Here is a 25,167-nt window from a genome sequence, read left to right as displayed (position 1 = left end):
AGTGGCAGTGGGTTGCCGTCCGGTTACTCGTATGTGGCCGGATTGGTGTGAATAGGGCGACTCGGGCGGCAGTCGACGCGCCGGCGATGGGCGCCATTTTGGTCATGGGTGTTAACAGATGATATACGGGACATTAACGATTTGCGAAGTATATCAATCTTGAAACGTCGCCACGAGTAGCGAAGAATGATCTCGGTACATGCGACCGAGGACTCATGGGGGAAGCATGCTCTTGCTTGGTCTTGGCGTGAGTACGGATGCCGATTCCGTTTACCGGAAACTACTGTCGGATCCGGAACTAACCACGTCCCAGTTGGCCGACGAGCTGGCGTGGACGGTGCAACGAATTCATCGTGCACTCGACGAACTGTATCAACTGTCGCTCGTCCGGCCCTCTCTCGAAGCTCACCGAAGGCACCGGATAGTTCACCCGGAACTTAGTCTCGGAATGCTTCTCGACAGGCGTGAGGCGGAATTGTTGGAAAGGCGGAGAGCGGTGGCTGCCGCCCGTGCCGCAGTCAACGACCTGCTGGTCAAGTATCGTGACCGCCACGCCCTCGGTGAGCAGGTCGGTGTCCGGGCGATGGTGAGCAGGGACGCTGTCTACGCCTACAGTGAACGACTGTCGCGGGACTGCGAGCGCAACGTGGCGGTGCTCGTCCCCGACCTCACTCCCAGGCCCGAGGGCCGACTACTGGAAACCCTGGACACCGCGGTCCTGTCGCCCGAGATCAGCGTTCGGTACGTCTTCCTGGACAGCGTGCGCAAAGACCAGGCGGCTGCGCCGGCAGTGAGCCGGTTGGTCTCGTCCGCCGCGCAGGCACGCACCGCTCCCTTCCTGCCGCCAAGCATGACGATCTTCGACAAGCGCGTGGCGATCATTGACGCCGATCAAGCGCGACCGCAGGAGGGCTCGTTCGTTCTGGACAGCCCCGGTCCCGTCGCCGCCCTGTGCGCGCTGTTCGACGGCATCTGGCAGCAGGCGCATCCGTTCTGCGAGCCTGTCGTTGCCACCGACGAACGGCGGACCCGGCAGGAGGTCGCGGTCACCGAGCTGCTCGCCGCCGGGTACACCGACGAGGTGATCGCGCGCAGGCTGGGCGTCTCCGTCCGGACCGCCCGCCGGACCGTCGCCGAGCTGATGAAGCGTCTGCGGGCGAGCAGCCGATTCCAGGCCGGGGTGCGCGCCGCCGAGCGTGGCTGGCTCTCCTGGGTGCCCGGAGCACGAGAATGAGGTCGCTGCTCCTTCGGCCCGATATAGGAGGCTTATAGCCATCGCCGTAATACTTCCGCCATGGACGATCTGTCGACTGACCGCGTCGAGGAATTCGTTCGGGAGTTCCGGCGTCTGGAGCCCCATCTCGACGAAAGGCAGCGACGGCTGGTGCTGGCCGCACGGGCGGACTCACTGGGGCGGGGAGCGGTCGGGCGGATCGCTGCGGCTGCGGGAGTGCACCCGAGCACCGTGTCCAGGGGCATCCGGGAGTTGCGAACGTCCGACGGTCGGGCGGCCGGCCGGGTCCGGCGTGCCGGTGGCGGCCGCAAGAGGCTCACGGAGACCGACCCGACGCTGCTGTCCGCGCTGCTCGATCTGATGGAGCCGCACGGGGCGGCGCGGCCTCCGTTGCAGTGGACGACCCGTTCCACCAGGGCGCTCGCCGAGGAGTTGAACGCTCGTCGCCATCGTGCGTCGGCCTGGACGGTCGCCCGACTGTTGCGTGAGTCCGGATTCCGCCTGGTCGGGCAGGCGGAATCCCGCTCGTCGGACCACGGCGTCCACCACAGGGGGTTCAGCGACGTGCACGACCGGCTCCTGGCCTGTGTGCGAGACCAGCTACCGGCGGTGGTGGTCAGCGGACGGCGCCCGCGTACCGGACGCGCGAAGGACCGACCCCACGTCGGTGGTCGCGGCGGCGGAGGCACCGGGTCGGCCGCCGCCTGCACGGTTCGACGCTGGTGGCACGACGCTCGGCGGGGGACGGATCAGCTCCTGGTCGTCATGGACACCGACGCGGCGGCGGAAGCCTCCTGGCGGCAGGCACTTGATCGGTTCGCCGACGACACCCGAACGGACCTGTCGGCATGTCTGCTGCCGCCGAACACCATGAGGTGGAGTGGCCAGGTGGCGCTTCTCAACCCGGACGTGCAGCTCGACTGGCCCAACAGCCACGGCATCGAGCGTGGGGTGGAGCTTCGTGTTCTTGTCGCTCCGACCGCCCCCGCCGGTGTCCACCCGGTACGTCGGCCTCGACGGGCCCAACGGTAGGACGTGCGACCTGGCGATCGACAGCCCCTCCTGCCGGCGACTGCCACGCCAGTTCTTCCCGGGTAGGGGCGTCGCCGCGATGGCGACGGGCCGGCCCAGGACACTCCAGCAGGCTCGCCGCGAGGTGCTCGTACGTCCCGCGGCGAAGCGCGGATCCGGTTCCCGGCGCCTGGTTCAGGCGGGTGGGACAGAGCCAGGACCCGCGTCCCGGGTGCCCGGGACACCGGGTCACCTACGGTCGAGGCGGATGGCCGCGACCACGTTCGATCCAGGACCACGGGTGGCGGCTTCCGCCGGAGCGGCCACCGGGGGAGGAGCACGGCGGTGAGTCGATCGAAGCCCCGGGTGGCCGTCGTCGGCGCCGGGATCGGCGGTCTCGCGGCCGGCATCGCTCTGTCCCGGCACGGAATAGCTGTCGACATCTACGAACAGGCCGCCGAGCTCCGCGAGGTTGGCCTCGGGCTGCACCTGGGGCCCAACGCCAGTCGGATCCTGCACCGCTGGGGCATGGCCGACGCGTTGCGCGCGACGGCCGTGCGGCCCGAGGCGTTGGAGGCCCGCGACCACCGGGACGGCCGGACGCTCGCCCAGCAGCCGATGGGTGCCGCGTGGGAGGACATGTTCGGTGCGCCGCACTACACGATCCACCGCGCCGCCCTGCACGCCGCGTTGGCCCGGCGGGTGCCGCGGCGCAGCATCCACCTCGGGCGCCGGCTGTGCGACCTCCGGGACGAGGGGGACGTCCTGATCTTGACCTTCGACGACGGGACGACCGCCCGCGCCGACGTCCTGGTCGGCGCGGACGGCGTGCACTCCGTCGTCCGGAGCACGGTGTCCCCGCCGACGCCCCCGGTCAACTCGGGCAACGCCGCCTACCGCGGGCTGGTCGCCGGTGTCGACCTGCCGAGGGACCGGATCCTCGTCTGGGTCGGCCCCTCAGCACGGCTGATCTGCTACCCGATCGACGGCGGACGCCGGCTGACCGTCGTGGCGGTCGTACCGGACACCGACGTCGGATCGGGAAGCGCGACGGGCGGCCTGCCCGAGATCACCGACACGTTCGCCGGGTGGCACCGCGACGTCGGTGCGATCGTCGATGCCCTGGGCCAGCCGCGGCGGTGGGCACTGCACGACCGGGAACCGCTGGACAGTTGGGGCGGCGGACGGGTCACCCTGCTCGGCGATGCCGCACATCCGATGCTGCCGTACCACGGTCAGGAGCCCAGCCAGGCGATCGAGGACGCGGTGGCCGTCGCGCACTGCCTCGCCGAGGAAACGGCCGGGCGGCCGGTCACCGCCGACCGGATCGCCACCGCTCTCGCGCGCTACGAGGCGATCCGCCGACCGCACACCGCCCGCGTCCAGTTGGAGTCGCGACGCGGCGGCTCGTTGGGGATGCGGCCGACGGCGACGACCGACGGTGAGATCCTGCCGTACCTCGGGGAGGACGCCGACTGGATCCGGCGCTACGACGTCGAGCATGAGCTGGGAGCGCTGCTTCCTGGCACCGCCGCGCGCGCCTGAACGTCGCCCGATCGCCGGCGGGCCCGCGGTGCCGGCGTCAGCCGAGACCCGCGTCGCGGGCCCGCACCATGGCCTCGCCACGCGTGCTGACCCGCAGCTTGGTGAAGAGGGCCGAGACGTAGTTGCGCACCGTCTTGTCGGCGATCACCAACTCCCGGGCGATGCGGCGGTTCTCGTAGCCGCGGGCGAGCAGACGGAGGATCTGCAACTCGCGGTTCGTCAGCTCGGGGAAGGCCACCTGGCCGGGCGTCTGGTGCACCGCCGTGAAGTAGCTGCCGAGTCGACCGGCGATGGCCGGCCCGAAGACGGCGCCGCCGTCGGCGACGGTGAGGATCGCGCGGATCAGCTCCTCCAGGCTGGTGTTCTTGGCGACGTAGCCGTGGGCACCGGCCTGCAGCGCGGCGACCACGGACTCGTTCCGGTCGGAGGTGGACATCATCAGGACCCGGGGCGCGCCCTCGGGGAACGTCACCTCGGAGGTGATCATCCGCGTGGCCGTGACGCCGGACCCGTCCGGCAGGTGCGCGTCCATCAGCACCACGTCGACGGCCGGGTCGAGCTGCCGCAGCAACCGGACGGCCTCGTCGCCGGTCGCCGCCTCTCCCGCGAGGTCGAGGTCGAACGCCTCGAGTGCGGCCCGTACACCGACTCGGAAGAGCGGGTGGTCGTCGACCACGAACACCCGGACTGTCATCGACACTCTTCGTCTTCCGGCATGCTGATCAACCCCCGTGGCGACACGTCTGACGGTGCCGCCAAGGGTAGACGCTCCGGGCTGTTCCGTGGTTGGTCCGCCATCGGCAAGCGGCCCGGGGCGGGCCGATAAGCACCCGGCGACCCCGACAGAAGTCAGGGTTGACTGGCGTCTTTCGTGCATGGCGGCTGCCCACAGCTCCCGGCTAGCGTCGGCGCGACGCGCAGTACGGGCGCGTCCTCGCTCATCATCGGGGGGAGCAGCAACGTGGAGAAGGTCGGTGCCGTGGAGCGGACCCCGGTCGCGGACGAGGCGGACCCGCCCCCCACGCCAGCCGTCGCGCCGATCACCGCGGAGCGCGCCCAGTCGGGCCTCTCGGTGGCCGAGGTCGCCGAACGGGTGGCGGCCGGCCAGGTCAACGACCTGCCGTCCAGCACCAGCCGCAGCGTCTGGCAGATCGTCCGGGCGAACCTGTTCACCCGGATCAACGCCATCATCGGTGTGCTGTTCGCCATCATCCTGGTGGTGGGGCCGATCCAGGACGGCCTCTTCGGCGGCGTCATCGTCGCGAACACCCTGATCGGTATCCTCCAGGAGGTGCGCGCGAAGCGCACGCTCGACCGCCTGGCGATCGTCGGCGACGCCCGCCCGCGGGTGCGCCGCGGTGGTGACACTGTCGAGTTGGCGTCGTCGGAGCTCGTGCTGGACGACGTCATCGAGTTGGGCCCCGGCGACAAGGTCGTGGTGGACGGCCGGCTCGTGGCCGTCGACGGGCTGGAGATCGACGAGTCGCTGTTGACCGGCGAGGCCGACCCGGTCGTCAAGGCGGTCGGTGACAACGTGCTCTCCGGCAGCTTCGTGGTGGCCGGCAGCGGCGTCTGCACCGCCACCCGGGTCGGCCGCGACGCGTACGCGGCTCAGCTCACCGAGGAGGCCAAGCGCTTCACACTTGTCAACTCCGAGCTGCGCAACGGCATCAACTGGATCCTGCGGTTCGTCACCTGGGCGATCGTTCCTGCCGGCATCGCGCTGATCATCAGTCAGCTGCTCGTCAACCGCGACGACCTGCCCGAGGCGGCGCGCCGGATGGTCGCCGGCCTCGTACCGATGGTGCCCGAGGGTCTGGTCCTGCTGACCTCGGTCGCCTTCGCGATCGGGGTGATCCGGCTGGGGCAGCGGCAGTGCCTGGTCCAGGAACTGCCCGCCATCGAGGGTCTGGCCCGGGTCGACGTGGTGTGCCTGGACAAGACGGGCACGCTCACCGAGGCGACGATGGACGTCGCGGAGGTCCGGTCGCTGGTGCCCGGCGTACCGGTGGACGCGGTGCTGGGTGCCCTCGGCGCCAGCGACGAGCGGCCGAATGCCAGCATGCAGGCCATCGCCGACCGGTACCCCGGTCTACCGGACTGGGGTGTCGAGCAGACCGCGCGGTTCTCCTCGGCGCGCAAGTGGAGCGGCGCGACGCTCGTGGAACCCTCCGGCCGAACCGCGACCTGGCTGCTGGGCGCACCCGAGATGCTGCTCACCGAGCACCCGGCGTTGGCGGACGCGGACGCGTTCGGCCGACAGGGTCTGCGGGTGTTGCTGCTCGCCGAGTTCTCGCGTCCGCTGGCGGAGGCGCTGGCGGATCCCTCGTCGGTGCCGGCGTCCACCACGCCAGTCGCCCTCGTCGTGCTCGAGCAGCGGGTCCGTCCGGAGGCGTCCGACACCCTGCGGTACTTCGCCGACCAGGGCGTCGGAGCGAAGGTGATCTCGGGCGACAACGCCGTCTCGGTCGGTGCGGTGGCCCGCAGCGTCGGTCTGCCCGGCGCGGCCGTGGCGGTGGACGCGCGCAACCTGCCCACCGATCCCGAGGCGCTGGCGGACACGGTCGAGGCGCACTCCGTCTTCGGTCGGGTGGGTCCGCAGCAGAAGCGGGCGATGGTGGCCGCCCTACAGTCCCGCGGGCACACGGTGGCCATGACCGGCGACGGCGTCAACGACGTGCTGGCGCTGAAGGACGCCGACGTCGGTATCTCCATGGGGTCCGGCAGCGCCGCAGCGCGCGGCGTCTCCCAGATCGTGCTGCTGAACAACAACTTCTCCACGCTGCCCTCGGTGGTCGCCGAGGGGAGGCGGGTGATCGGCAACATCGAACGGGTCGCCAACCTCTTCCTGACCAAGACGGTCTACTCGGTGCTGCTCGCGATCATCGTGGTGATCTGGCAGGTGCCGTACCCGTTCCTGCCCCGGCACCTGACGCTGATCGGATCCCTCACCATCGGCATCCCGGCGTTCGTACTGGCACTGGCGCCCAACGCGGAGCGGGCCCGGCCGGATTTCGTCGGTCGGGTGCTGCGCTTCGCGATCCCGGGTGGGGTCCTGGCGGCCACCGCCACGATCACGTCGTACGCGTTCGCGCGGTCGTACTACGGGGACGACCTGCCCGCGGAGACCTCGGTCGCCACAGTGACCCTGTTCCTCGTCGCGCTGTGGGCGCTGGCCATCATCGCCCGCCCATATACGTGGTGGCGGATCCTGCTGGTGCTGGGCATGGGTCTGTCGTTCGTGACGGTGTTGGTGGTGCCGTTCCTGCAGACGTTCTTCCAACTGCGGCTGATCGGCGCCGAGGCGCCACTGGCCGGTGCCGCGATCGCGGTCGTCGCCGGCCTGCTGATGGAGGTCGCCTGGGCGGTCATGCGCCGTCGACAAGCTGGTCGGGCCTGACCGTGGGTACCACCGCGGCGCCGGTAGGCAGGGCGGCCCGGAGCAGTTCCCGCAGCAGCTTCTGATCGTCGTCGCCGAGGCCGCCGAAGAGTTCTTCGGCGGCCCGTCGGCGTGCCGTTGCCAGTTCCTCGATGGTGGACGTTCCGCGAGCGGTCATGGCGACCAGCACCGACCGGCGACTGTCCGGGTCCGCCCGACGGATGACCAGGCCGGTGGCCTCCAGTTGGTCCACCAGGTCGGTGACCGTGCGCGGCACCACCTGCAGGTGACCGGCCAGCTCGACCATGCGCAGGGGGCGTCCGGCGTGTGCCAGCACGGTCAGCGCACGCCCCTGCTCCGGTGTCAGACGCAGCGGTGCCAGCCGGTCGCGGGCACTGCGGCGGATGTGTTTGCTCAGCTGACGCACCAGTTCGGCGAGTTCACCGGGGAGTGACTCCATCGGGTCAGCATAGCGACGGCCAACATGATCCGACCTATTGTTGATGAGACACACAATGAGGCATACTCAGCTTCTGTCTGATAGGAGCGTGGCGATGTCTCTCGTGCCGGACCGGGCGGCCGACGCCCCACCCGTCGACCCGCGGCGCCTCCTGCGCCTGTTCCGCCCCTACCGGGCGCGGCTGGCCATGCTCGCTGTCCTGATCGGCATCTCCGCCCTGGTCGGGTTGGCCGCGCCGTTCCTCCTGCGGGGCATCATCGACGACGCCATCCCCAGCGGTGACCGGGTCCTGCTGGCGCTGCTGGCGCTCGGGATGCTGGCCAGCGCGGCTGCTCTCGCGCTGCTCGGGGTCGTGCAGACACTGATCTCCACCCTGATCGGGCAGCGCATCATGCGCGACCTGCGGGTCGCCGTCTACAGCCATCTGCAGCGCATGTCGCTCGCCTTCTTCACCCGCACCCGGACCGGGGAGGTGCAGTCGCGCATCGCCAGCGACATCGGCGACATGCAGGCGATCGTCACCAGCGCCGGCACGGCGCTCGCCACCAATCTGACGGTCGTGCTGGCCAGTGCCGTGGCGATGCTCGCGATGGACTGGCGGCTGGCGCTCCTGTCGTTCGTCCTGGTGCCGGTCGCCGTGGCCATCAGTCGGCGGGTCGGTGCGGCACGCCGCCGCATCGCCACCCGCCGCCAGCGCCAGATCGCCGCGATGAACTCCCAGGTCCAGGAGTCGCTGTCGGTCAGCGGGATCCTTCTGGGTCGGGGCATGGGTCGATCCGGCGCGCTGGTGGACCAGTTCACCCGCGCCTCCGACCACCTCGTCGAGCTCGAGGTGCGCGTCGAGATGACCGGCCGGTGGCGGCAGTCCACGATCTCGATCGCGTTCGCCGCCGTGCCGGCCGTCACCTACCTGGTCGGTGGGCTGGCGCTCACCGGCGGCGGGAGCGGCATCTCCGTGGGCACCCTGATCGCGTTCACCACGCTGCAGACGGCGATGTTCGGTCCGCTCAACGCGCTGATGCGGATCGGGGTGCAGATCCAGACGTCGCTCGCCCTCTTCGCTCGCGTCTTCGAGTACCTCGACCTTCCGATCGACGTGGTCGAGCGCGCGGATCCGGTGACGATCGGCCAGGTCCAGGGGACCGTGCGGTACGAGAACATCGCGTTCGCGTACCAGCCCGGCGAGCCGATCCTGCAGGACGTCACCCTGGAGGTCCCGGCGGGAAGCACGCTGGCGATCGTCGGCGCGACCGGTTCCGGCAAGACGACAATGACCTACCTGCTGGCCCGCCTCTACGACCCCGACCAGGGCCGGGTGACAATCGACGGAGTCGACATCCGGGACCTCAGCTTCGAGTCGCTGGCACGCATCGTCGGCATCGTGTCGCAGGAGACGTACCTCCTGAACGCCTCGATCGCCGAGAACCTGCGATTCTCCCGACCGGACGCCTCGGACGAGGACCTGGTGGCGGCGGCGCGGGCGGCCCGAATCCACGACCTGATCGCCTCCCTTCCGGACGGCTACGACACGGTGGTGGGGGAGCGGGGATACCGGTTCTCCGGCGGCGAGAAGCAGCGCATCGCCATCGCCCGCACCATGCTGCGCAACGCGCCGGTGCTGATCCTGGACGAGGCGACAAGTGCCCTGGACACGGCGACCGAACAGGCGGTGCAGGCTGCCCTCGACCACCTGAGCGCGGAGCGGACGACCATCATGGTCGCCCACCGGCTGTCCACAGTGCGCCACGCGGACCGCATCGTCGTGCTGGAGCGGGGCCGGATCGTCGAGAGCGGCGGCCACGACGAGCTGCTCCTCCGAGGCGGCTGGTACGCGGCGCTCGTCGCGGCGGACCGGGTGGCGCCGAGCCGTGACTCAGCGGTCCAGCACGTAGCTGTCGTCGGGCCGGAAGTCGCGTGAACGGCGCAGATCGGCGCTCACGAAGGTGCGCTGCAACCACCGGTCCCGGCCGTCGTAGCGGGGCGTGAACGCGTCCCGGCCGTGCACCGTCACACGGTTGTCGACGATCGCCAGGTCGCCCGGGACCAACCTGATCGTCTGGGCGGTCGCCTCGAACACCCGCTGCAGTTCGAGCAGCGCCTGCCGACCTGCCGCCGTGGTGGCCGACGTCGCCGCCAGGTCGACGCACATGTCCGGGTCGCCGGCCGGCCCACGCAGCACGGCGTGGGTGGTGTTCGCGCCGCCAGCGCCGAACGAGGGAGGCGCGGCGGTGACGAACGACTGGCTGAACAGCGCCTCGCGGGCCGCCTCCGACAACCGGGGGAGACAGGCGCGGACGCAGGCCAGCCGCAACCCGGCCACCCGATCCGGGTCCGCCCGCAGGCAGAGCAGCATCACGAAGTCCGGACGGTGCTCGTGGAAGGCGTTCTCGGTGTGGAAGGACAACCGGACCGAGCCGGCGTTGCCCTGAAAGGCCTCCATCCCGGGCACCGGAACGACGTCCTGGACGAGGGCGCCCGTCTTCTCCGCGCGGAAGGCGGTCGGGTCGCCGAGGCCGCACGCGACCATCGCCAGCACCGAGGCCGGGACCGTGGCCGTGCGCTGCACGGAACCGGCGATGGTGGGGGTGGGGGGCAGGTCCTCCTCGCCGACGGGCAGGCCGCTCACGAGCAGTGAGCCGTACGGCCCGGAGTCGCGACGGAAGCGGCGGATGGAGCCGCGCAGGCGGTCCGGCAGCTCCTCCCAGGCGCCGCGGGCCAACGCCACCCACTCGGGGTCGTCGATCTGTTGTGATCCGGAGGCCATCAGCCGGCCGGCGACCTCCGCGATCACCAGACGCTCCTCCCCATCGGCGAGGAACGCCTCGCCAGCTGTCGCGGACGCCATCGAATCGGTCTCGACCAACATGGACACGGCGCGGTCTCCTCACTGATGAGCACGGGGGCCAGGGCGGTCGGCGTCCACAAGACGGCGCCGACGGTCGACCGCGGGTGACGCCGACGAGCGGCGGTCGATGCTCTCCCGAAGCTAGCCAGGACGGTTATCGACCGCATATCACGCAAGCGATGTACCGGAGCGCCCCCGGTTGCGAGGGCTCAGGCGCAACTGGTCGCGACGGTGGTCCCACGGTTCACGCGCTCCCGGGCGTACAACAGCAGGAGATCCTGGAACCCGTACGCGAACCGACCAGCCTCGCCGCGTCCCACCACGTCGAGCAGTTGCAGGTCGACGAGACGTTCCAGTAGATCCTGTGCCTCGACCACGCGCAGTTCCGTCGCCTTCGCCGCACACCACGCGTCGAAGTGCGGCTCGTCGAGCAGGGCCAGGCGGCTGTAGGCGGTCGCCACCGGCGGATCCAACTGCCGCCAGCTCGTCTCGAAACGCAGCCGGATGTCGTACTCACCGTGGCTGAGCTCGTCCAACCGCCGGTCCCGGTCCTCCAGGCGGGCGACCAGGTCGGAGACCCGCCAGTGCGGTTTGCCGAGGAGCCGGGCGGCGGCGACCCGCACCGCTATCGGTAGGTTGCCGCAGAGTTCGCTGAGCCGCCGCGCGGCCTGTGGATTCGACGTGATTCGTTCCCGGCCGACCACATCCCGCAGGATGGCCGTCGATGCGCTCACCGGCAGGATGCCGAGTTGCAGCCGGAGCGCGTCGTAGTTGTCCAGCAGGCCCTCGAGCTGGTTGCGGCTGGTGACCAGCACGTGGCACTGCCCGTTGCCGGGCAGCAGCGGCCGGATCTGCCCGAAGCTGTGCACGTCGTCGAGGACGATCAGGGCGCGGCGGCCCTCCAGGGTGGTGCGGTACAGCGCCGTGGCTTCGGCGAGGCCGGTGGGGATCTGCTCCGGGCGGTGGCCCAGCGCGGTGAGGAAGCGGCGCAGGACCGACTCGGGCGACTCCGGCGCCCGCGCGTAGCCATACGCCCCCAGGTCGGCGAAGAGGTGGCCGTCGGGAAACTCCTCCGCTCGCTGGTGGGCCCAGTGGATGGCGAGGCTGGTCTTTCCGATGCCCGGGCTGCCCGTGATGAAGCTGACGCGTACCGGATGGTTGCCCCGTGGCGGCTGGTCGAGCACCCTGTTCAGCGTCCGCAGTTCGTCGAGTCGCCCGGAGAACGCGAACACGTTGGACGGCAGCTGAGCCGGCACGACCGCCGCCGCCCGTCGAGGCGACCAGCCGGCATCGTTGAGCGCGATCTCGTCCTCGCGCAGGATCGCCTCGTGCAGCGACTGCAGCGGTGCGACCATGTCGAGGCCGAGTTCCTCGATCGAGTGCCGCCGACCGTCGTGATACGTCCCGAGCGCGTCGGCACGTCGCCCGGCCCGGTACTGGGCCATCATCAACAGGCTGCGGAGACGGTCGCGCAAGGGATGCGCCTGCACCAGCGCGGTGAGGTCGCCGATGAGCGCCTGGTAGTCGCCCAGTTGCAGGCGTAGCGCCATGTACTTCTCGACGGCGCTCATCTGCATCTCGATCAACCGGACGGCGGCGTCCTCCACCATCCGCACGTTGATGCCGCCGAGTGGCGTACCGCGCCACAGTTGCAGCGCGCCCTCGAAGATCTGCGCGGCTCGCTCCGGTTGGCCCTCCCGGTCGAGGGACTCCGCCTCCGCCACCCGCTCGAGGAAGTCCTCCGCGTCCACCCGGTGGCCGCGGGTGGACAGCATGTAGCCCGGCGCGACGGTGACGATCACGTCTTCGTCGCAGCCGGCCGTCCGGAAGGTCTTGCGCAGCGCGGCGACGCAGATCGCGACCTGTGTGCGCCCGGTGCTCGGTGGCGCGCCGTGCCACACCTTGTCGATGATCTCTTCGACGGATGAGATCTGGTTGCGGTTAATGAGTAGAATTGACAGAATGGCCCGTTGGCGTGGTCCACCGATTGGTAAGCGTCTACTACCCGCATAGACCTCGAGCGGCGAGAGCATTCGAAAGTCCAAAATGCCCGTGCGTGAACCCCGCATGTGTGCCTCCCCCGTTGTTGCGGAGGCAGTCCGGACGGTCGCAGGGCGGCATCGAGTGCCATGCGTATAAATCAGTATGTGAGCGATGCGAAAAAGCAAAAAAGCCAGCGACTACGTCCGGCCCCCCCGGCAGAGCGACTATACACCAAATTGACGGCCGTACTCGACCTTCGTTTCGATCCTGTTCACAGGACGTTCACCTGAATCATCGTGAAGTTTGCATATGCCCTGCTCCCACGTGACGCTCGGATGAATGGCGGGGGTTTGTGCACACCATCTGGGGGAGGCCGACATCCCAGGTGGCGCGGACACGGGACGGCCGGACCGGTCGGGCGCGCGGCAGCGCGCCGGTCCACCCTGGACTGCGTCGGGGAGAGCCATGGTCGCGTCGGCCGGGCGGTACGCCCGCGGGTGCCGTGTCCCGCCGAGCCCGGCGACCCCACCCCGCCGCCCGGCGTCACCCCAGCGGTGTCGCCGCCGCCGGCCGTGCTGCCGGAGCCCGTCGCTTCGGCGTCAGGGTTGCCCCTGATGCCGCGACCCACTTTCGGGACGTTCGACATCCTCCGCAGTGTCGACGTGGGATTCGCGGTGCGCGGATAGGTTGGAGGCGCGCCGGACCCCACCGGGACGCACATCGATGACACCTCGACCGGACGGCGGTAGTCGACTGATGTTTCGGGCCACCCTGAAGAGCCTGCTGAGCCGAAAGCTGCGGCTGGCCATGTCTGCGATGGCGGTCATCCTCGGGGTCACCTTCGTCTCCGGAGCGCTGGTTCTCACCGACACGCTGGGCCGCTCCTTCGACTCGATGTTCTCCTCGGTGTACTCGGACACCGACGTGGGCGTGACCGGCGCGGCGAAGGTGGAGGTCTCCGAGGTCGACGGTGGTGGAGCACCGACGAGCGTGCCGGCGTCGCTCATCGACACTGTCGCGGCGGTGTCCGGCGTCGCGCAGGTGACCGGCGTCGTCTCGGTCGACGGCGTCCGGGTCGTCGGTGGCGACGGCAAGGTCATCCCGTCGGTCGGGGCCCCGCGGGTCGGCGAGAGCTGGACCGGGGAGAGCGCGCTGATCCGGTTGCGGGAGGGCCGAGGCCCCAGCGCGCCGGACGAGGTCGCCATCAACGCCTCGCTCGCCGACGTCGGCGACTTCGCGGTGGGCGACTCGATCGACGTGCTGACCCTGGAGCCGCGCCGCTCCTTCAAGTTGGTCGGCGTCTTCGGCTACAGCGGCGATCGGGACACCCTCGGTGGCACCATGTCCGTCGCCTTCACCGAGCCGGTCGCGCAGCGCCTCATGCTCGGCAGCGCCGGCGTCTTCAGCAGCCTGAACGTCCGGGCCGCGGACGGGGTCGAGCCGGCCGAGCTGCGGGACCGGGTGCGTCAGGCGATCGGCGGCGGGTACGAGGCCAAGACCGGCGCGGAGCTCGCCGACGAAGCTGCCGCTGGCTTCCGCGACGGGTTGGCGTTCTTCAGTCAGATCCTGCTCGGCTTCGCCGCGGTCGCGCTGTTCGTCGGCATCTTCCTGATCCTCAACACGTTCTCGATCATCGCCGCCCAACGCACCCGGGAGATGGCTCTGCTGCGCTCGATCGGCGCCAGCCGTCGGCAGGTGATGTTGTCGGTGCTGGGGGAGGCGACTGTCATCGGTCTGATTGCCGCGGTGCTGGGCCTGGCCGCCGGGGTCGGTGCCGGCGCCGGGCTCGCGTATCTGGTGAGCCGGTACAGCGGCGGTCTCACCCTGGCCGGGTTGAGTGTGCCGCCGGTGGCGGTCGCCGCGGCCTTCGGAGTCGGCGTCGTGGTGACGGTGATCGCCGCGGTCGTGCCGGCGCTGCGCGCCTCCCGCGTACCGCCGATCGCCGCGATGCGGGACTCCGCCGGTCCGGACCGGCCGCTCACCCGGCTGGCGACGGTCGGCGCCGTGATCACCGGTGTCGGTGCGGTGCTGCTGGTCCTGGGCCTCACCGCCGTGGTGCCCGGCGCGATGGTGGCCGTGCTCTTCGGGGTGCTCGCCTCGTTCATCGGGGTCTCGCTGCTCACGCCAGTGCTCAGCCGGCCCGCGGTGGCCCTGCTCGGACGGGCGTTCGTCGGCAGCATCCCCGGCAGGTTGGGCCGGCTCAACGCCGGCCGGAACCCGCGCCGCACCGCGATCACATCGGCCGCGCTCATGGTGGGCATTGCTCTGATCACCGCGGTCAGCGTGGTCCTCGGCTCGGCGTCGGAGAGCATCCGTGGCCTGGCATCCGGGTCACTGCGCGCCGACCTGGTGGTGCGTGGCGAACAGACCGGGCTGCAGCAGCCGGGCGTACGTCCCGAGGTGTTCGACGAGGTGGCGAAGCTGTCCGGAGTGAGCGCGGCGGCCGCGGTCTACCGCGACCAGGCAGTCGTCAACGGCGATCAGCGGTACGTGACAGTCGTCAACGACCTGGGTTCGCTGACCGAGGTCTTCTCCCTGCGCCCGGTGCAGGGCGATCCGCGGACGCTCGGGCCGGGCGACATCGTCATCGACCAGGATCACGCCACCGACATGGGGCTGTCGCTGGGCAGCCCGGTGGCCATCCAGTTCGCCAAGGGGCAGCAGCGGACCTACACGGTCACCGGCGTCTACCCGGAGTCCGACCTCCCCGGTGGGATGGCCCTGCCACCGGACGCCGCGCAGTATCTCAGCAGCCCTTCGATCTCTCTCGGGTACGTGCAGCTCGCCGACGAGGTGCCTGTCGATCAGGTCAAGCCGCGGATCGAGGCGCTTCTCGCCGACGATCCGGAGGTCTCGGTGGTGGACCTGTCCAGCTTCGCCGACCAGCAGACCGACTCGCTCGACCAGATCCGGCTGATGATCCAGGTGTTGCTCGGTCTCGCCATCTTCATCGCGATCCTGGGCGTGGTGAACACGCTCGCCCTGTCGGTCATCGAGCGGGTGAGGGAGATCGGCCTGCTGCGGGCGGTCGGCCTGAACCGGACACAGACGATCAAGATGATCATGGTGGAAGCGGTGATCATCTCGCTCTTCGGCGCACTGCTCGGTGTTGTCGTCGGAGGCGGACTCGGCGCCGCCGCCGTGCAGGGCCTCGGGGAGCAGGGCATCAACAAACTCGTCGTGCCGTGGGGGCAGATGGCGATCTACTTCGCCGGAGCCGGCGTCGTCGGTGTGTTCGCGGCGGTCCTCCCCGCGCTGCGCGCCGCCCGGATCAACGTCCTGGGCGCCATCGCCGCGCCATAGTCGGCCGGACCGTCCACCCCCCGTGCGGTCCGGCTCAGGCGGCGTCCTGGCGCATCCGCTCCAGGACGCCGCTCCACGCGCCGCGTAGTGACACGAGACGCTCGCGGGCGTCCGCGTCGTCCGGGTACCGATCGACGCGTCGACTCACCCCGCGGATCTCACGCGCCATCAGCAGCGTCAGGTTCACCACGAACCCGAGCGCGAGTTCCGTACCACCGGCCGCGATCACCCGGTCGATCGCCTCCCGGCCGCCGGTGACCCGTCCGAGCAGCACCCACAGCTGTGCCAGGTCGAAACCGGGCAGGAACACGTCGGCGCACGCCCAGTCGATGAACCACAGTTCGCCGTCCGCCCGCAGCACATTGGCCAGGGCCGGATCACCGTGGCCGAACTCGCGACCCGGCCCGGCCCGCTCGACGAGGCGTTCCATCGCGGCCCGGTCGTGATCGTCGAGCATCTGCCGCTCCTGGGCCAGCGCGATCAACGGCCGATAGTCGACCGACCAGCCGGTGCCCTCCGGCGGCGACCAGGTGGCGATGCGCCGCAGCGCCGCCAGCAGATCGGTGAGGTCGTCCTCGGCGAGGGGCGTGGTCGGGTGCCGCTCGCCGTCCAGGGGGCTCGCCGGCACCTGCTCCACCACCAACACCCCGCGGCCCGGGTCCGCGGCGATCAGCGCCGGAGTTCGTACCGGTGCCGGTCGCTCGGCGAAGTGCCGATAGACCTCGATCTCACGCAGGCAGTGCTGCCGCCAGTCCGGCAGACGTACCTTGGCCACCGCCGCAGTGCCGTCCACGCTGCCGCAGAGGACGAACGACGTGCGGCTGCGGATGGTCTGCTTGGAGCAGAAGGCAGGCACCAACTCGCGGACGACCGCGAGCAGAGCCTCGTCGCTGGTGTCCTGCACAGACATCAGGATCCTCTCGTCGGGGCGTCCACCGTAGCCAGCGCGAGTATCGACGGGCTATCGACGGCGAATCAATGACGATGGATATGATTCCGATACGTCGCCGATAGCCCGGCGGGCGAGGCTGGCACCATCCACCCGGGCGGAGCGAGCGCATCGAGCCCACCGGCACGCACTCTCTCCGCAACCCCGTCCGGAGGTCTGCCAGGCATGCGATCCAGAATCAGCTCTCTCCTGCTCGCCGCCGCCACCGCGGTCGCCGTCGTCGTCGGTCCGGTCTCGTCGGCGCACGCCGCCCCCGCGGACAAGCCAGCGGTGCTGGCCAGCTGGACCCAGACCAGCGTGACCAGCTACAACGCCTGGCTCGCGGCCAACAACAACAAGGCTGCCTGGGCCGCCTACGCGTTCGACTGGTCCACTGACTACTGCACGACGTCGCCGGACAACCCGCTCGGCTTCCCGTTCCAGACCTCCTGCGCCCGCCACGACTTCGGCTACCGCAACTACCGGGCGCTCGGCACCTTCAGCGCGAACAAGTCCCGCCTGGACAGCGCGCTCTACGCCGACCTGCAACGGGCCTGCGACACCTACCCGCTGGGCGCCACCCACGACGCCTGCAACGGCCTCGCCTGGATCTACTACCAGGCGGTGCGACTGTTCGGATCGCCGGCGCTCACCGAGGAACAGCTCGCTGACGCGAAGGCGGTCAAGGAGGGCCGCCAGCCGGCGAGCACGCTGTACTGACCGACGATCGCCCCACCGTGGCCGGACTCCGTTGAGGGGACGTGTGTGCACGCACATCGGGTAGCTGTCATCCCCACCGAGTCCGGCCCGGAGGTCGACGCGCCGGGCCGGCACCGCGGCACCATCGTGTTGTCCAGCGTCTCCTCCGACGCGCACACGTGGAATCTCGTGTACCTCCAACTCCTGCTCGAAGAGGCCGGCTTCGCTGTCGTCAACCTCGGTCCCTGCGTCCCTGACGACCTGCTGCGGCGGGAGTGCCGCCGTCATGGGCCCGTCGCGGTCGTGCTGAGCACCGTCAACGGCCATGGCGCCCGCGACGGCGCACGCATGGTGCGGGCGCTGCGAGAGGACCCGGCGTTGCGTCGACTGCCGGCGGTGATCGGCGGCAAGCTGGGCGTGCAGGGCCGGCTCACCCCCGCCGAACGCGACCGCCTGCTCGCCGCCGGGTTCCAGGGAGTGTACGAGGGCAGCGACGTCACGCCGTTCCTCACCTTCCTGCGCCGGATGCCGCAGAACGCGTCGTCGGACCGCGTCGCGGCGGCGGAATGACGGTTCCGCCCGACCGGGAGAACCCGCTCGCCCGGTTGGTTCGGGAGGTGCGCGCGCGAGGCGGCCTGGTCGTGCAGCCCCGGATGGGCTTCTCGGACACGACCACCATGCGCGCCGGTCTGCGGGCCGTCGCTAGCCTGCCACTCCCCACCGTGGGCACGCTGACCGTCGACAGCTACACGCGGGTCGGCGACCACGACGCGGCGCGGGCCGCCCTGCGTGAGGGCCGGCGGATCAACGGGTTTCCGATCGTCTCCCACGGCGCCGTGACCACCGCGGCGATGACGGCCGACCTGGTCGCGGCGGGCCTGCCGGTGCAGGTGCGGCACGGCTCGGCCGCGCCGTACGACATCGTGGCCACCGCGCTCGACGCCGGGCTGACAAGTACCGAAGGTGGCCCGGTCTCCTACTGCCTGCCGTACGGGCGGGTGCCGCTGGCCGCCTCGGTCGACGCCTGGCGTCGCACCTGCGACCTGCTCGCCGAGCGCTCCGCCGACGGCGTGCACTGCCATCTGGAGAGTTTCGGTGGCTGCATGCTCGGCCAGCTCTGTCCGCCCAGCCTCCTGCTGGCGGTCTCGCTTCTGGAGGGCCTGTTCTTCCGGAGTCGGGGGGTGCCCACCATCTCGCTCAGTTACGCGCAGCAGACGAACCCGCTGCAGGATCTGGAGGCGCTTCGCGCACTGGCCGTGCTGGCCCACCGGTTCTTCGGCCCGGCCGACTGGCACATCGTGCTCTACACGTACATGGGCGTCTTTCCCAGCACGACCGCCGGGGCGCTGCGGCTCATCGCGGACAGTGCCCAACTGGCGGTCTTCGGGGGCGCACACCGTCTCATCGTGAAGACGCCGGCCGAGGCGTACCGGATCCCGACCATCGAAGAGAACGTGGACTCCCTGCTCTGGGCCCATCGGCACGCGGCGGCGGCGGCATCCGTCCCGGCATCCGTCCCGGCAGACACCGGGATCCTGGCGGAGACCACCGCGCTGGTGGAGAGCGTCCTGGCGCTGCACGACGACGTGGGCGAGGCGCTGGTGCGGGCGTTTCGCACCGGCGCCCTCGACGTGCCCTACTGCCTGCACGAGGACAATGCCGGTCGCAGCGCCGCGGTTGTCGACACCGACGGTCTCCTGCGATGGACCGCCACGGGACGGATGGCGCTGCCGGCGACGGGCGCGGTCGACCGCCGGATGACCTCCGACGGATTGCTGGCGGCGCTGTCCTGGATGCAGCGTCGCTACGACGACGCCGCGCTGCTGTCCGGCCCGGACCCGACGGTGGAACCCACCGCCGGATCCGGGCCGGCGACCAGCAGGACCTGGAAACCCTCCTGAGCGCACTGTCCGTGCAGATCGACGACGTCGCCTCCCGCGGCCACGTCGAGGGGACCGCAGGAGGACGTCGATGCCGTCAGGCGTCGCCCCGCACAGCGAGCCGCACCTGGTTCAGGTACGGCAACGCGTCGAGCGTGGCCTGTGCCGGTGCGCCGAAGTCGATCAGACAGGCCACCTCGTCGACGCCGGCGCCGGCCAGGTCACGTACGAACGCTGTGCACTTCTCCACCGAGCCCAGGAGCGCCGAGGTGCGGAAGTACCGTTCGAACGCGTACTCCAGCAGCTTCGTCCCACCGAGCCGGCCGGCGAGGTCCGTCCAGTGGTTCTTCCACAGGTCGACAGACGATTCCAGGTATCGCAGGAAGGGCTCGCGGGTCGCTTCCCGCACCGCCTCGTCGGTAGGACCGACGAACGTGTGCACCATCAGTGTCACCCGCCCGGTCGCCGGGTCCAGCCCGTGGCGCTCGCGTGCCTCCCGATAGGTGAGCACCCGGGTGCGCAGGTCGTCGACGCTCTGGAAGAGCAGCGCGGTCAACACGTTCATCCCCAGCTCGCCGGCCTCCACGAAGCCGGACGGATTGGACGAACAGGTCAGCCACAGACCAGGATCCGCCTGCACGGGCCTGGGGAACGTGGTCACCTCGACCTCGGCGCCCAGGCCGTTGCGGCGCGTGGTGGACTTGCCCGCCCACAGGTCACGCAGGACACCGACGGCATCCAGCGTGTGCTGCCGCCGGTCCGGGTAGCGGTCGGGCTGGAGGACGAAGTCGTTCGCATTCCAGCCGGTGGCGATCGCCAGATCGACCCGCCCCCGCGACAGGTTGTCGACGAACGACCAGTCCTCGACGACGGTCAGCGGGTCGTGCAACGGCAAGACGACGCTGCCGGCCCGCAACCGGAGCCGCTCCGTCACCCGGGCCAGCGCCGCGGCGGCCAGCGCCGGATTGGGGTACGCGCCGCCGAACGGGTGGAAGTGCCGCTCCGGCAGCCAGACCGCTGTGAAGTCGTTGACGTCGGCGAAGGCTGCCGCGTCGAACAGCAGGTCGTACTCCTTCGGCGCGTCGGTGACCTCACGGTTGGCGAAGTACAACAGGCTGAAGTCCATCGCGTCGCCCCGACTCAACGCCGGCCGGCGGCAGCGATGTCGTCGCCGCGTCGTAGGCCCGATCCGGCCAGTGCGGCGGCCGGATCGGTGCCGGTGTGCACCGCCCGGTTCGCCTCGTCGACGAAGACGATCGCCGGCTGCACCTTCGCCGCGTCCTCGTTCGCGACGGACAGATACGAGATCACGATGACCAGGTCGCCCGGGCTCACCAGCCGGGCCGCCGCGCCGTTGATGCCCACGACTCCGCTGTCCGCCGGCCCTTCGATGACGTACGTCGAGAATCGCGCCCCGTTGTCGATGTTCACCACGTCCACCTTCTCGCCGGGGAGCAGGTCCGCGAGTTCCATGAGGGTGCGGTCGAGAGTTATCGAACCGACGTAGTGCAGGTCCGCCTGGGTGACCGTGGCGCGATGAATTTTGGACTTCAGCATTTCCCGGAACATTTACACTCCTCGCGGCGGCACGTCGACCGCGCCGCATCCTGGATTCAACGGCTGATCAACTCGATGATGCTTTCGTTGACCCTTTCCGGGTCTTCGAGATATCCGTAGTGGCCGCACCGCGGAACGAGAACGAAATCGGCTCCCGGAATCGCGTCGGCCACCTCGCGGCCCAGATGGGGCGGAGATATTACGTCGTCGGCGAAGGCGACGACCCGGCACGGCGCGGTGATGGCCCGGTAGGCGGCCAGCCGTTCGGGAATGGCGTCGGCCTCCAGTTGCGCCCGGTACCCCGGCCCGGATGGCGCGGTGAGTTCGAAAAGCTCGAGCCAGTCAGCCATCGCCTGATCGTTGGCCTGGGTCGCCGGCGACAGGTTCTGCAGGGCCTGGACCATGGCGGTGTACGTCGCGGGCACCTTCGCCTCCGAGTCGTACAGTTCGGCCTCGGCGCGGCGCAGGGCCGCCCGGAACCTGTCGGTGCGACCCCGCGTCGCCATCAGGACGAGATGGGTGACCAGGTCGGGGCGGGCGACCGCCAGCTCCTGCGCCACCTGCGCGCCCATCGAGGTGCCCACGACGCGGCAGGGGCCCAGCCGGAGCGCCTCGATCAGGCCGGCGGTGTCCTCGACCAGGTCGAGGATGGTGAACGGCCCGTTGCCGGATTCGCTCGGCGGGATGCCTCGGTTGTCGAAGGTGATCACGCGGAAACCGGCCGCGACCAGGGCGGGCACCTGGTGCAGGTGCCACGCCCGGCCGCTCGCGCCGCTACCCATGATCAGGAGCACGGGTTCGCCGGTGCCGGTCTCGTTGTAGCTGAGCCGGACACCGTTGACCGCGACGAAGGTCATCCGCTACTCCTCGCGCCCCGCGCCGTCAACGGTGGCGCCCTCCATCGCCCGGATCAGGCTCTTGGGACGCATGTCGGTCCAGTTCTCGTCGATGTGGTCCAGGCACGACTGGCGGTCCGTCTCGCGGAGCGCGACGGACCAGCCGGCGGGGACCTCGACGAACGACGGCCACAGCGAGTACTGGCCCTCGTCGTTGATCAGGACGTGGTAGGTGCCCTCGGGGTCTTCGAACGGGTTGGTCACGCTGCTACCTCTTTCTCGGTTCCGGTTCGGTGCTGCCTCGGTGGTACGAAGGGTTCAGAGACGGTCGGCCACGGCACCTCCGATCCGCCTCAGGGCCTGCTCGGCCCCGATGAGTCCGAGGTGGTCGGTGTCCACCTCGACGACCTCGATGCGGCCGGTGACGTGCGGTCGCCAGGCCTCGGCCCGGTCATCCGCGGCGTTGCGGCCGCGCAGCGCGGAGACCACTACCACGTCGCCGTCGAATCGGCCGGGAACGAAGTCCCGCAGCAGTGACGCGTTGTTCGCGAAGATCCGCTTCGCCGCGAGCAACGTACGGTCGTCCAGCTCCGCCATCGGGTCCTCCTGGCTGCGCAGGAACTCCCGGTAGCGGGCCACCGGGAAGCGCTCGTCCGCCAGGTCGTCGGCCTCGATCGGGAAACCGGCGTCCCGGAGGTTCTGTGCGAACACCTCGTGGACGGGAGGTTGCTGCTGGGCCCGGTCACTGGCCGTACGCGGATAGGCGTCCAGGAAGACCAGCAGGTCCACCTTCTCGCCCAGCGCCTGCAACTGGGTGGCCATCGCGAACGCGAGGACGCCACCCGCCGACCAACCGAGGAGTCGGTACGGCCCACTGGGCTGCACCGCCGACCGGATCGCCTCCACGTACTCGCCGGCCATCTCCTCGACCGACCCGGGCAGCGCCCGATCGTCGTGCAGCCCTCGCGCCTGCAACCCGAACACCGGCAGGTCGGCCGGGAGGTGGCCGACGAGTCTGGAGTAGCACCAGCTCATGCCCGAGCCCGGCGGCAGGCAGAACAACGGCGGTCGGGATCCACGGGCCCGCAGCGGCGTCAGCAACGGTGATTCGACGTCCGGCGCGGCGCCGCCAAGCCGGGTGGCGAGTTCGGCGATCGTCGGCGCGGCGAAGACGTCGCGCACCGACGCGGTCAGGCCGAGCGTGGCCCGGATCGAGGCGGTCAGCCGGGTGGCGAGCAGAGAGTGGCCACCGAGGTCGAAGAAACTGTCGTCGATGCTGACCCGCGGCACGCCGAGGAGTTCGCCGTAGAGCTGGCAGAGCTCCTCCTCGGTCCTGGTCCGCGGGGCACGGCCGAGGCCGGCCTCGTGCACGGGCTCGGGCAGCGCACCACGATCGATCTTGCCGTTCCGGTTGAGGGGCAGGCTGTCGAGCCGGACGAGGGCACTCGGCACCATGTATCCGGGGACCAGACCGGCGAGGTGCCGCCGCAGTTCGGACGGGCCGGGATCGTCGTCGCCCTCCCGGGCCACGTAGTAGCCGACGAGGCGTTGGTCGCCAGGACGATCCACCCGTAGCAGGACGCACGACTGCGCGACAGCGCGATGCCGGGTCAGCGCGTTCTCGAGCTCGCCCAGCTCGACACGCTGCCCCCGGATCTTGACCTGATGGTCGGTGCGACCGAGGTACTCCAGCTGACCGTCGCGGTTCCAGCGGGCGAGGTCGCCCGTCCGGTACATCCGGTCGCCCGGCTGCCCGTACGGGTCGGCGACGAATCGTTCGGCGGTCAACGCACGCCGCTCGTGGTAACCCCGCGCCAGCCCGTCCCCGGTGACGTAGAGCTCCCCGGCCACACCGGGCGGTACCGGGGAGAGCCACGCGTCCAGGACCCGCACGCCGACACCGTCGACCGGACGACCGATGGGCGGCACGGCGCGCCCCGAGAGCGGATCGCTCATCGTGGCACAGACCGTGGCCTCGGTCGGCCCGTACGAATTGACCAGCAGTCGATTCCGCGACCACTGTTCGACCAGCTCCGGCGGGCACGCCTCGGCCGCGATCACCACTGTGGTGCCGGCGGGCACGCCGTCCGTCGGCATCAGCGCCAGCATCGCCGGCGGCACTGCCGCATGGGTGACGCGGTGCCGGGCGAGGAAGGCGGAGAGGTCCGGGCCGGGCATCAGCCCCGGCGGCGCGATCACGAGGCACGATCCGGTGAGCACGCCCATGGTGATCTCCCAGATCGAGCCGTCGAAGCTGGGGGAGAGGTGGTGCAGCACCCGGCTACCGGGGCGTACCCCGCAGTGCCGAAGGTGGATCGCGGCGAGGCCGCGGAGACCGACATGGGTGACGACCACACCCTTGGGCCGGCCGGTCGTGCCGGACGTGTAGATGACATATGCCGCGTCCCGCACGTCAACGCTCGGCAGCGGGACTCCGGCGGACTCCGGGAGCGGTTCGGCGGCGTCGACGACCAGGCGGTCAAGGCCGTCGTCCGGCAGCCCGTCGGCGTACGCCACGCTTGTGACGACGAGGGCCGGCCGGGCGTCGGCCAGGATTCCGGCGAGGCGCTCGACCGGCTGTTCCGGGTCGAGCGGCAGGTAGGCGGCCCCGGCCTTTGACGTGGCGAGAATCGTGACGACCAGGTCGATCGAGCGGGGCAGCGCCACCCCGACGAGGCTGCCCGGCCCGACGCCCCGGGCGGCCAGCTGGCGCGCGAGCCGATCCGCCCGCTCGTCGAGCGCGGCGTAGTCGAGCGTGCTGAACCCGTCGGTGACGGCCGGCGCGTCGGGGCGCAGGGCGACCTGCTCCTCGAACAACCGGTGCAGTGTCTCCGGTGGTGCCGTCCGCGTCGCCCGCCAGGACTCGGCAACGAGCCTGTCGCGCTCGGTGGCGTCGAGGATGGAGACAGTGCCGAGCGTCCGGCGCGGGTCGGCGGTGACGGCCTCGAGCACGCGAACCAGCCGGTCCACGATGGATTGTGGGGTCTCCCGGTCGAACAGGTCGGTCCGGTAGTCCAGGACACCGGCCAGGCCGAGGGGAGCGCCGTTCGGCCCTCGGCGTTCGGTGAGGGCGAAGCCCAGATCCGTCTTGGCCACCGCGCCGCCCGGGTCGATCCGGTTCATGGTGAGGCCGCCCGGCAGCCGTGGCGGCACCGCTGGGACCTCGTTCGTCGTCAGGCTGAGGACGACCTGGAAGAGGGGGTGGTGGGCGAGGCTGCGGGTGGGGTTGAGGTGTTCGACGAGTCGTTCGAAGGGCAAATCTTGGTGGGCGTAGGCGGTGAGGTTGGTGTCGCGGACGCGACGCAGGAGTTGGGCGAAGGTCGGGTTGCCGTGGGTGGTGGTGCGGAGCACGAGGGTGTTGACGAAGAACCCGATGAGAGACGTCAGCCCGTCGTCGGTGCGTCCGGCGATCGGCGTGCCGATGGGGATGTCGGTGCCGGCGCCGAGGCGGGTGAGCAGTGTCGCGAGGGCGGCTTGGATGACCATGAAGGGGGTGACGTTGTGGTC

Annotated in this window: 19 protein-coding genes; 9 read left to right on the top strand and 10 right to left on the bottom strand. The window is 70.4% G+C overall.

Annotated elements, in window-relative coordinates:
• Positions 1 to 496 precede the first annotated feature (496 nt).
• The 3 genes from ABZU25_RS17385 (at position 497) to ABZU25_RS17375 (ending at position 3,790) form a co-directional block, all read left to right on the top strand.
• Complete coding sequence (locus tag ABZU25_RS17385) at positions 497 to 1,234, top strand: helix-turn-helix transcriptional regulator (protein ID WP_355030345.1); 738 nt, start codon at positions 497 to 499, stop codon at positions 1,232 to 1,234.
• A gap of 60 nt (positions 1,235 to 1,294) precedes the next feature.
• Positions 1,295 to 2,266, top strand: a complete 972-nt coding sequence (locus tag ABZU25_RS17380; protein WP_355030344.1) for a hypothetical protein — start codon at positions 1,295 to 1,297, stop codon at positions 2,264 to 2,266.
• Between the two features lie 324 nt (positions 2,267 to 2,590).
• Positions 2,591 to 3,790 (top strand): FAD-dependent monooxygenase, encoded by a 1,200-nt coding sequence (locus ABZU25_RS17375; protein WP_355030343.1) that lies wholly within the window; start codon positions 2,591 to 2,593, stop codon positions 3,788 to 3,790.
• A gap of 37 nt (positions 3,791 to 3,827) precedes the next feature.
• Here the strand turns inward: ABZU25_RS17375 and ABZU25_RS17370 are convergent, their stop codons facing one another.
• Positions 3,828 to 4,484, bottom strand: a complete 657-nt coding sequence (locus ABZU25_RS17370) for a response regulator transcription factor (protein ID WP_355030342.1) — start codon at positions 4,482 to 4,484, stop codon at positions 3,828 to 3,830.
• Between the two features lie 267 nt (positions 4,485 to 4,751).
• Between ABZU25_RS17370 and ABZU25_RS17365 the strand changes: the two genes are divergently transcribed.
• Positions 4,752 to 7,190, top strand: a complete 2,439-nt coding sequence (locus tag ABZU25_RS17365) for an HAD-IC family P-type ATPase (protein ID WP_355030341.1) — start codon at positions 4,752 to 4,754, stop codon at positions 7,188 to 7,190.
• Here the strand turns inward: ABZU25_RS17365 and ABZU25_RS17360 are convergent.
• Complete coding sequence (locus ABZU25_RS17360; RefSeq protein WP_355030340.1) at positions 7,159 to 7,629, bottom strand: MarR family transcriptional regulator; 471 nt, start codon at positions 7,627 to 7,629, stop codon at positions 7,159 to 7,161. The genes ABZU25_RS17365 and ABZU25_RS17360 overlap by 32 nt on opposite strands.
• Before the next feature lie 94 nt (positions 7,630 to 7,723).
• On the opposite strand from ABZU25_RS17360, the gene ABZU25_RS17355 reads away from it, so the two are divergent.
• Complete coding sequence (locus ABZU25_RS17355) at positions 7,724 to 9,547, top strand: ABC transporter ATP-binding protein (protein ID WP_355030339.1); 1,824 nt, start codon at positions 7,724 to 7,726, stop codon at positions 9,545 to 9,547.
• On the opposite strand, the gene ABZU25_RS17350 is transcribed toward ABZU25_RS17355, so the two are convergent.
• The gene (locus ABZU25_RS17350) at positions 9,503 to 10,495 is read right to left on the bottom strand and encodes a TauD/TfdA family dioxygenase (RefSeq protein WP_355030427.1); all 993 of its coding nucleotides are present in this window, start codon (positions 10,493 to 10,495) and stop codon (positions 9,503 to 9,505) included. The two genes, ABZU25_RS17355 and ABZU25_RS17350, sit on opposite strands and share 45 nt — an antisense overlap.
• A gap of 188 nt (positions 10,496 to 10,683) precedes the next feature.
• Positions 10,684 to 12,507: a BTAD domain-containing putative transcriptional regulator gene (locus ABZU25_RS17345; protein ID WP_355030338.1), complete on the bottom strand. Its 1,824-nt coding sequence runs from the start codon at positions 12,505 to 12,507 to the stop codon at positions 10,684 to 10,686.
• Positions 12,508 to 13,213: 706 nt separating this feature from the next.
• Between ABZU25_RS17345 and ABZU25_RS17340 the strand changes: the two genes are divergently transcribed.
• The gene (locus tag ABZU25_RS17340; RefSeq protein ID WP_355030426.1) at positions 13,214 to 15,760 is read left to right on the top strand and encodes an FtsX-like permease family protein; all 2,547 of its coding nucleotides are present in this window, start codon (positions 13,214 to 13,216) and stop codon (positions 15,758 to 15,760) included.
• Between the two features lie 34 nt (positions 15,761 to 15,794).
• Here the strand turns inward: ABZU25_RS17340 and ABZU25_RS17335 are convergent, their stop codons facing one another.
• On the bottom strand, positions 15,795 to 16,670 hold the full coding sequence (locus ABZU25_RS17335; protein WP_355030337.1) for a phosphotransferase: 876 nt from the start codon (positions 16,668 to 16,670) through the stop codon (positions 15,795 to 15,797).
• A gap of 204 nt (positions 16,671 to 16,874) precedes the next feature.
• Between ABZU25_RS17335 and ABZU25_RS17330 the strand changes: the two genes are divergently transcribed.
• The 3 genes from ABZU25_RS17330 to ABZU25_RS17320 are packed head-to-tail and all read left to right on the top strand — an operon-like array spanning position 16,875 to position 19,288.
• Entirely contained in the window at positions 16,875 to 17,408 is a 534-nt protein-coding gene (locus ABZU25_RS17330) for a phospholipase (protein ID WP_355030336.1), read from the top strand.
• A gap of 45 nt (positions 17,409 to 17,453) precedes the next feature.
• On the top strand, positions 17,454 to 17,957 hold the full coding sequence (locus ABZU25_RS17325; protein WP_355030335.1) for a cobalamin-dependent protein: 504 nt from the start codon (positions 17,454 to 17,456) through the stop codon (positions 17,955 to 17,957).
• Entirely contained in the window at positions 17,954 to 19,288 is a 1,335-nt protein-coding gene (locus tag ABZU25_RS17320; RefSeq protein WP_355030334.1) for a methylaspartate mutase, read from the top strand. Before ABZU25_RS17325 ends, ABZU25_RS17320 begins: the two co-directional genes overlap by 4 nt.
• 76 nt (positions 19,289 to 19,364) lie before the next feature.
• Here ABZU25_RS17320 and ABZU25_RS17315 read toward each other — a convergent pair whose 3' ends face one another.
• From ABZU25_RS17315 to ABZU25_RS17295, 5 genes are all read right to left on the bottom strand, one after another.
• Positions 19,365 to 20,393, bottom strand: a complete 1,029-nt coding sequence (locus tag ABZU25_RS17315; RefSeq protein WP_355030333.1) for a MupA/Atu3671 family FMN-dependent luciferase-like monooxygenase — start codon at positions 20,391 to 20,393, stop codon at positions 19,365 to 19,367.
• 14 nt (positions 20,394 to 20,407) lie between these two features.
• Entirely contained in the window at positions 20,408 to 20,836 is a 429-nt protein-coding gene (gene panD / locus ABZU25_RS17310; RefSeq protein WP_355030332.1) for an aspartate 1-decarboxylase, read from the bottom strand.
• Positions 20,837 to 20,880: 44 nt separating this feature from the next.
• A complete protein-coding gene (locus tag ABZU25_RS17305) occupies positions 20,881 to 21,681 on the bottom strand; it encodes an alpha/beta hydrolase (RefSeq protein WP_355030331.1) in 801 nt (266 codons plus the stop codon).
• Between the two features lie 3 nt (positions 21,682 to 21,684).
• Complete coding sequence (locus ABZU25_RS17300) at positions 21,685 to 21,924, bottom strand: MbtH family protein (protein ID WP_355030330.1); 240 nt, start codon at positions 21,922 to 21,924, stop codon at positions 21,685 to 21,687.
• A gap of 54 nt (positions 21,925 to 21,978) precedes the next feature.
• Positions 21,979 to 25,167: amino acid adenylation domain-containing protein (locus ABZU25_RS17295; protein WP_355030329.1), on the bottom strand; the 3,189-nt coding region annotated here is incomplete at its 5' end.

The sequence above is a fragment of the Micromonospora sp. NPDC005215 genome (assembly GCF_040607915.1).
Lineage (GTDB): Bacteria > Actinomycetota > Actinomycetes > Mycobacteriales > Micromonosporaceae > Micromonospora.
This window is presented reverse-complemented; position numbering and strand designations above follow the sequence as displayed.

Excerpts from the sequence above, each read along its gene's own strand:
- ABZU25_RS17370 (WP_355030342.1), bottom strand. The coding sequence starts at position 4,484 with ATGACAGTCCGGGTGTTCGTGGTCGACGACCACCCGCTCTTCCGAGTC.
- ABZU25_RS17350 (WP_355030427.1), bottom strand. The coding sequence starts at position 10,495 with ATGTTGGTCGAGACCGATTCGATGGCGTCCGCGACAGCTGGCGAGGCG.
- ABZU25_RS17355 (WP_355030339.1), top strand. The coding sequence starts at position 7,724 with ATGTCTCTCGTGCCGGACCGGGCGGCCGACGCCCCACCCGTCGACCCG.
- ABZU25_RS17315 (WP_355030333.1), bottom strand. The coding sequence starts at position 20,393 with ATGGACTTCAGCCTGTTGTACTTCGCCAACCGTGAGGTCACCGACGCG.
- panD (WP_355030332.1), bottom strand. The coding sequence starts at position 20,836 with ATGTTCCGGGAAATGCTGAAGTCCAAAATTCATCGCGCCACGGTCACC.
- ABZU25_RS17335 (WP_355030337.1), bottom strand. The coding sequence starts at position 16,670 with ATGTCTGTGCAGGACACCAGCGACGAGGCTCTGCTCGCGGTCGTCCGC.
- ABZU25_RS17360 (WP_355030340.1), bottom strand. The coding sequence starts at position 7,629 with ATGGAGTCACTCCCCGGTGAACTCGCCGAACTGGTGCGTCAGCTGAGC.
- ABZU25_RS17305 (WP_355030331.1), bottom strand. The coding sequence starts at position 21,681 with ATGACCTTCGTCGCGGTCAACGGTGTCCGGCTCAGCTACAACGAGACC.
- ABZU25_RS17380 (WP_355030344.1), top strand. The coding sequence starts at position 1,295 with ATGGACGATCTGTCGACTGACCGCGTCGAGGAATTCGTTCGGGAGTTC.
- ABZU25_RS17340 (WP_355030426.1), top strand. The coding sequence starts at position 13,214 with ATGTTTCGGGCCACCCTGAAGAGCCTGCTGAGCCGAAAGCTGCGGCTG.
- ABZU25_RS17330 (WP_355030336.1), top strand. The coding sequence starts at position 16,875 with ATGCGATCCAGAATCAGCTCTCTCCTGCTCGCCGCCGCCACCGCGGTC.
- ABZU25_RS17345 (WP_355030338.1), bottom strand. The coding sequence starts at position 12,507 with ATGCTCTCGCCGCTCGAGGTCTATGCGGGTAGTAGACGCTTACCAATC.
- ABZU25_RS17320 (WP_355030334.1), top strand. The coding sequence starts at position 17,954 with ATGACGGTTCCGCCCGACCGGGAGAACCCGCTCGCCCGGTTGGTTCGG.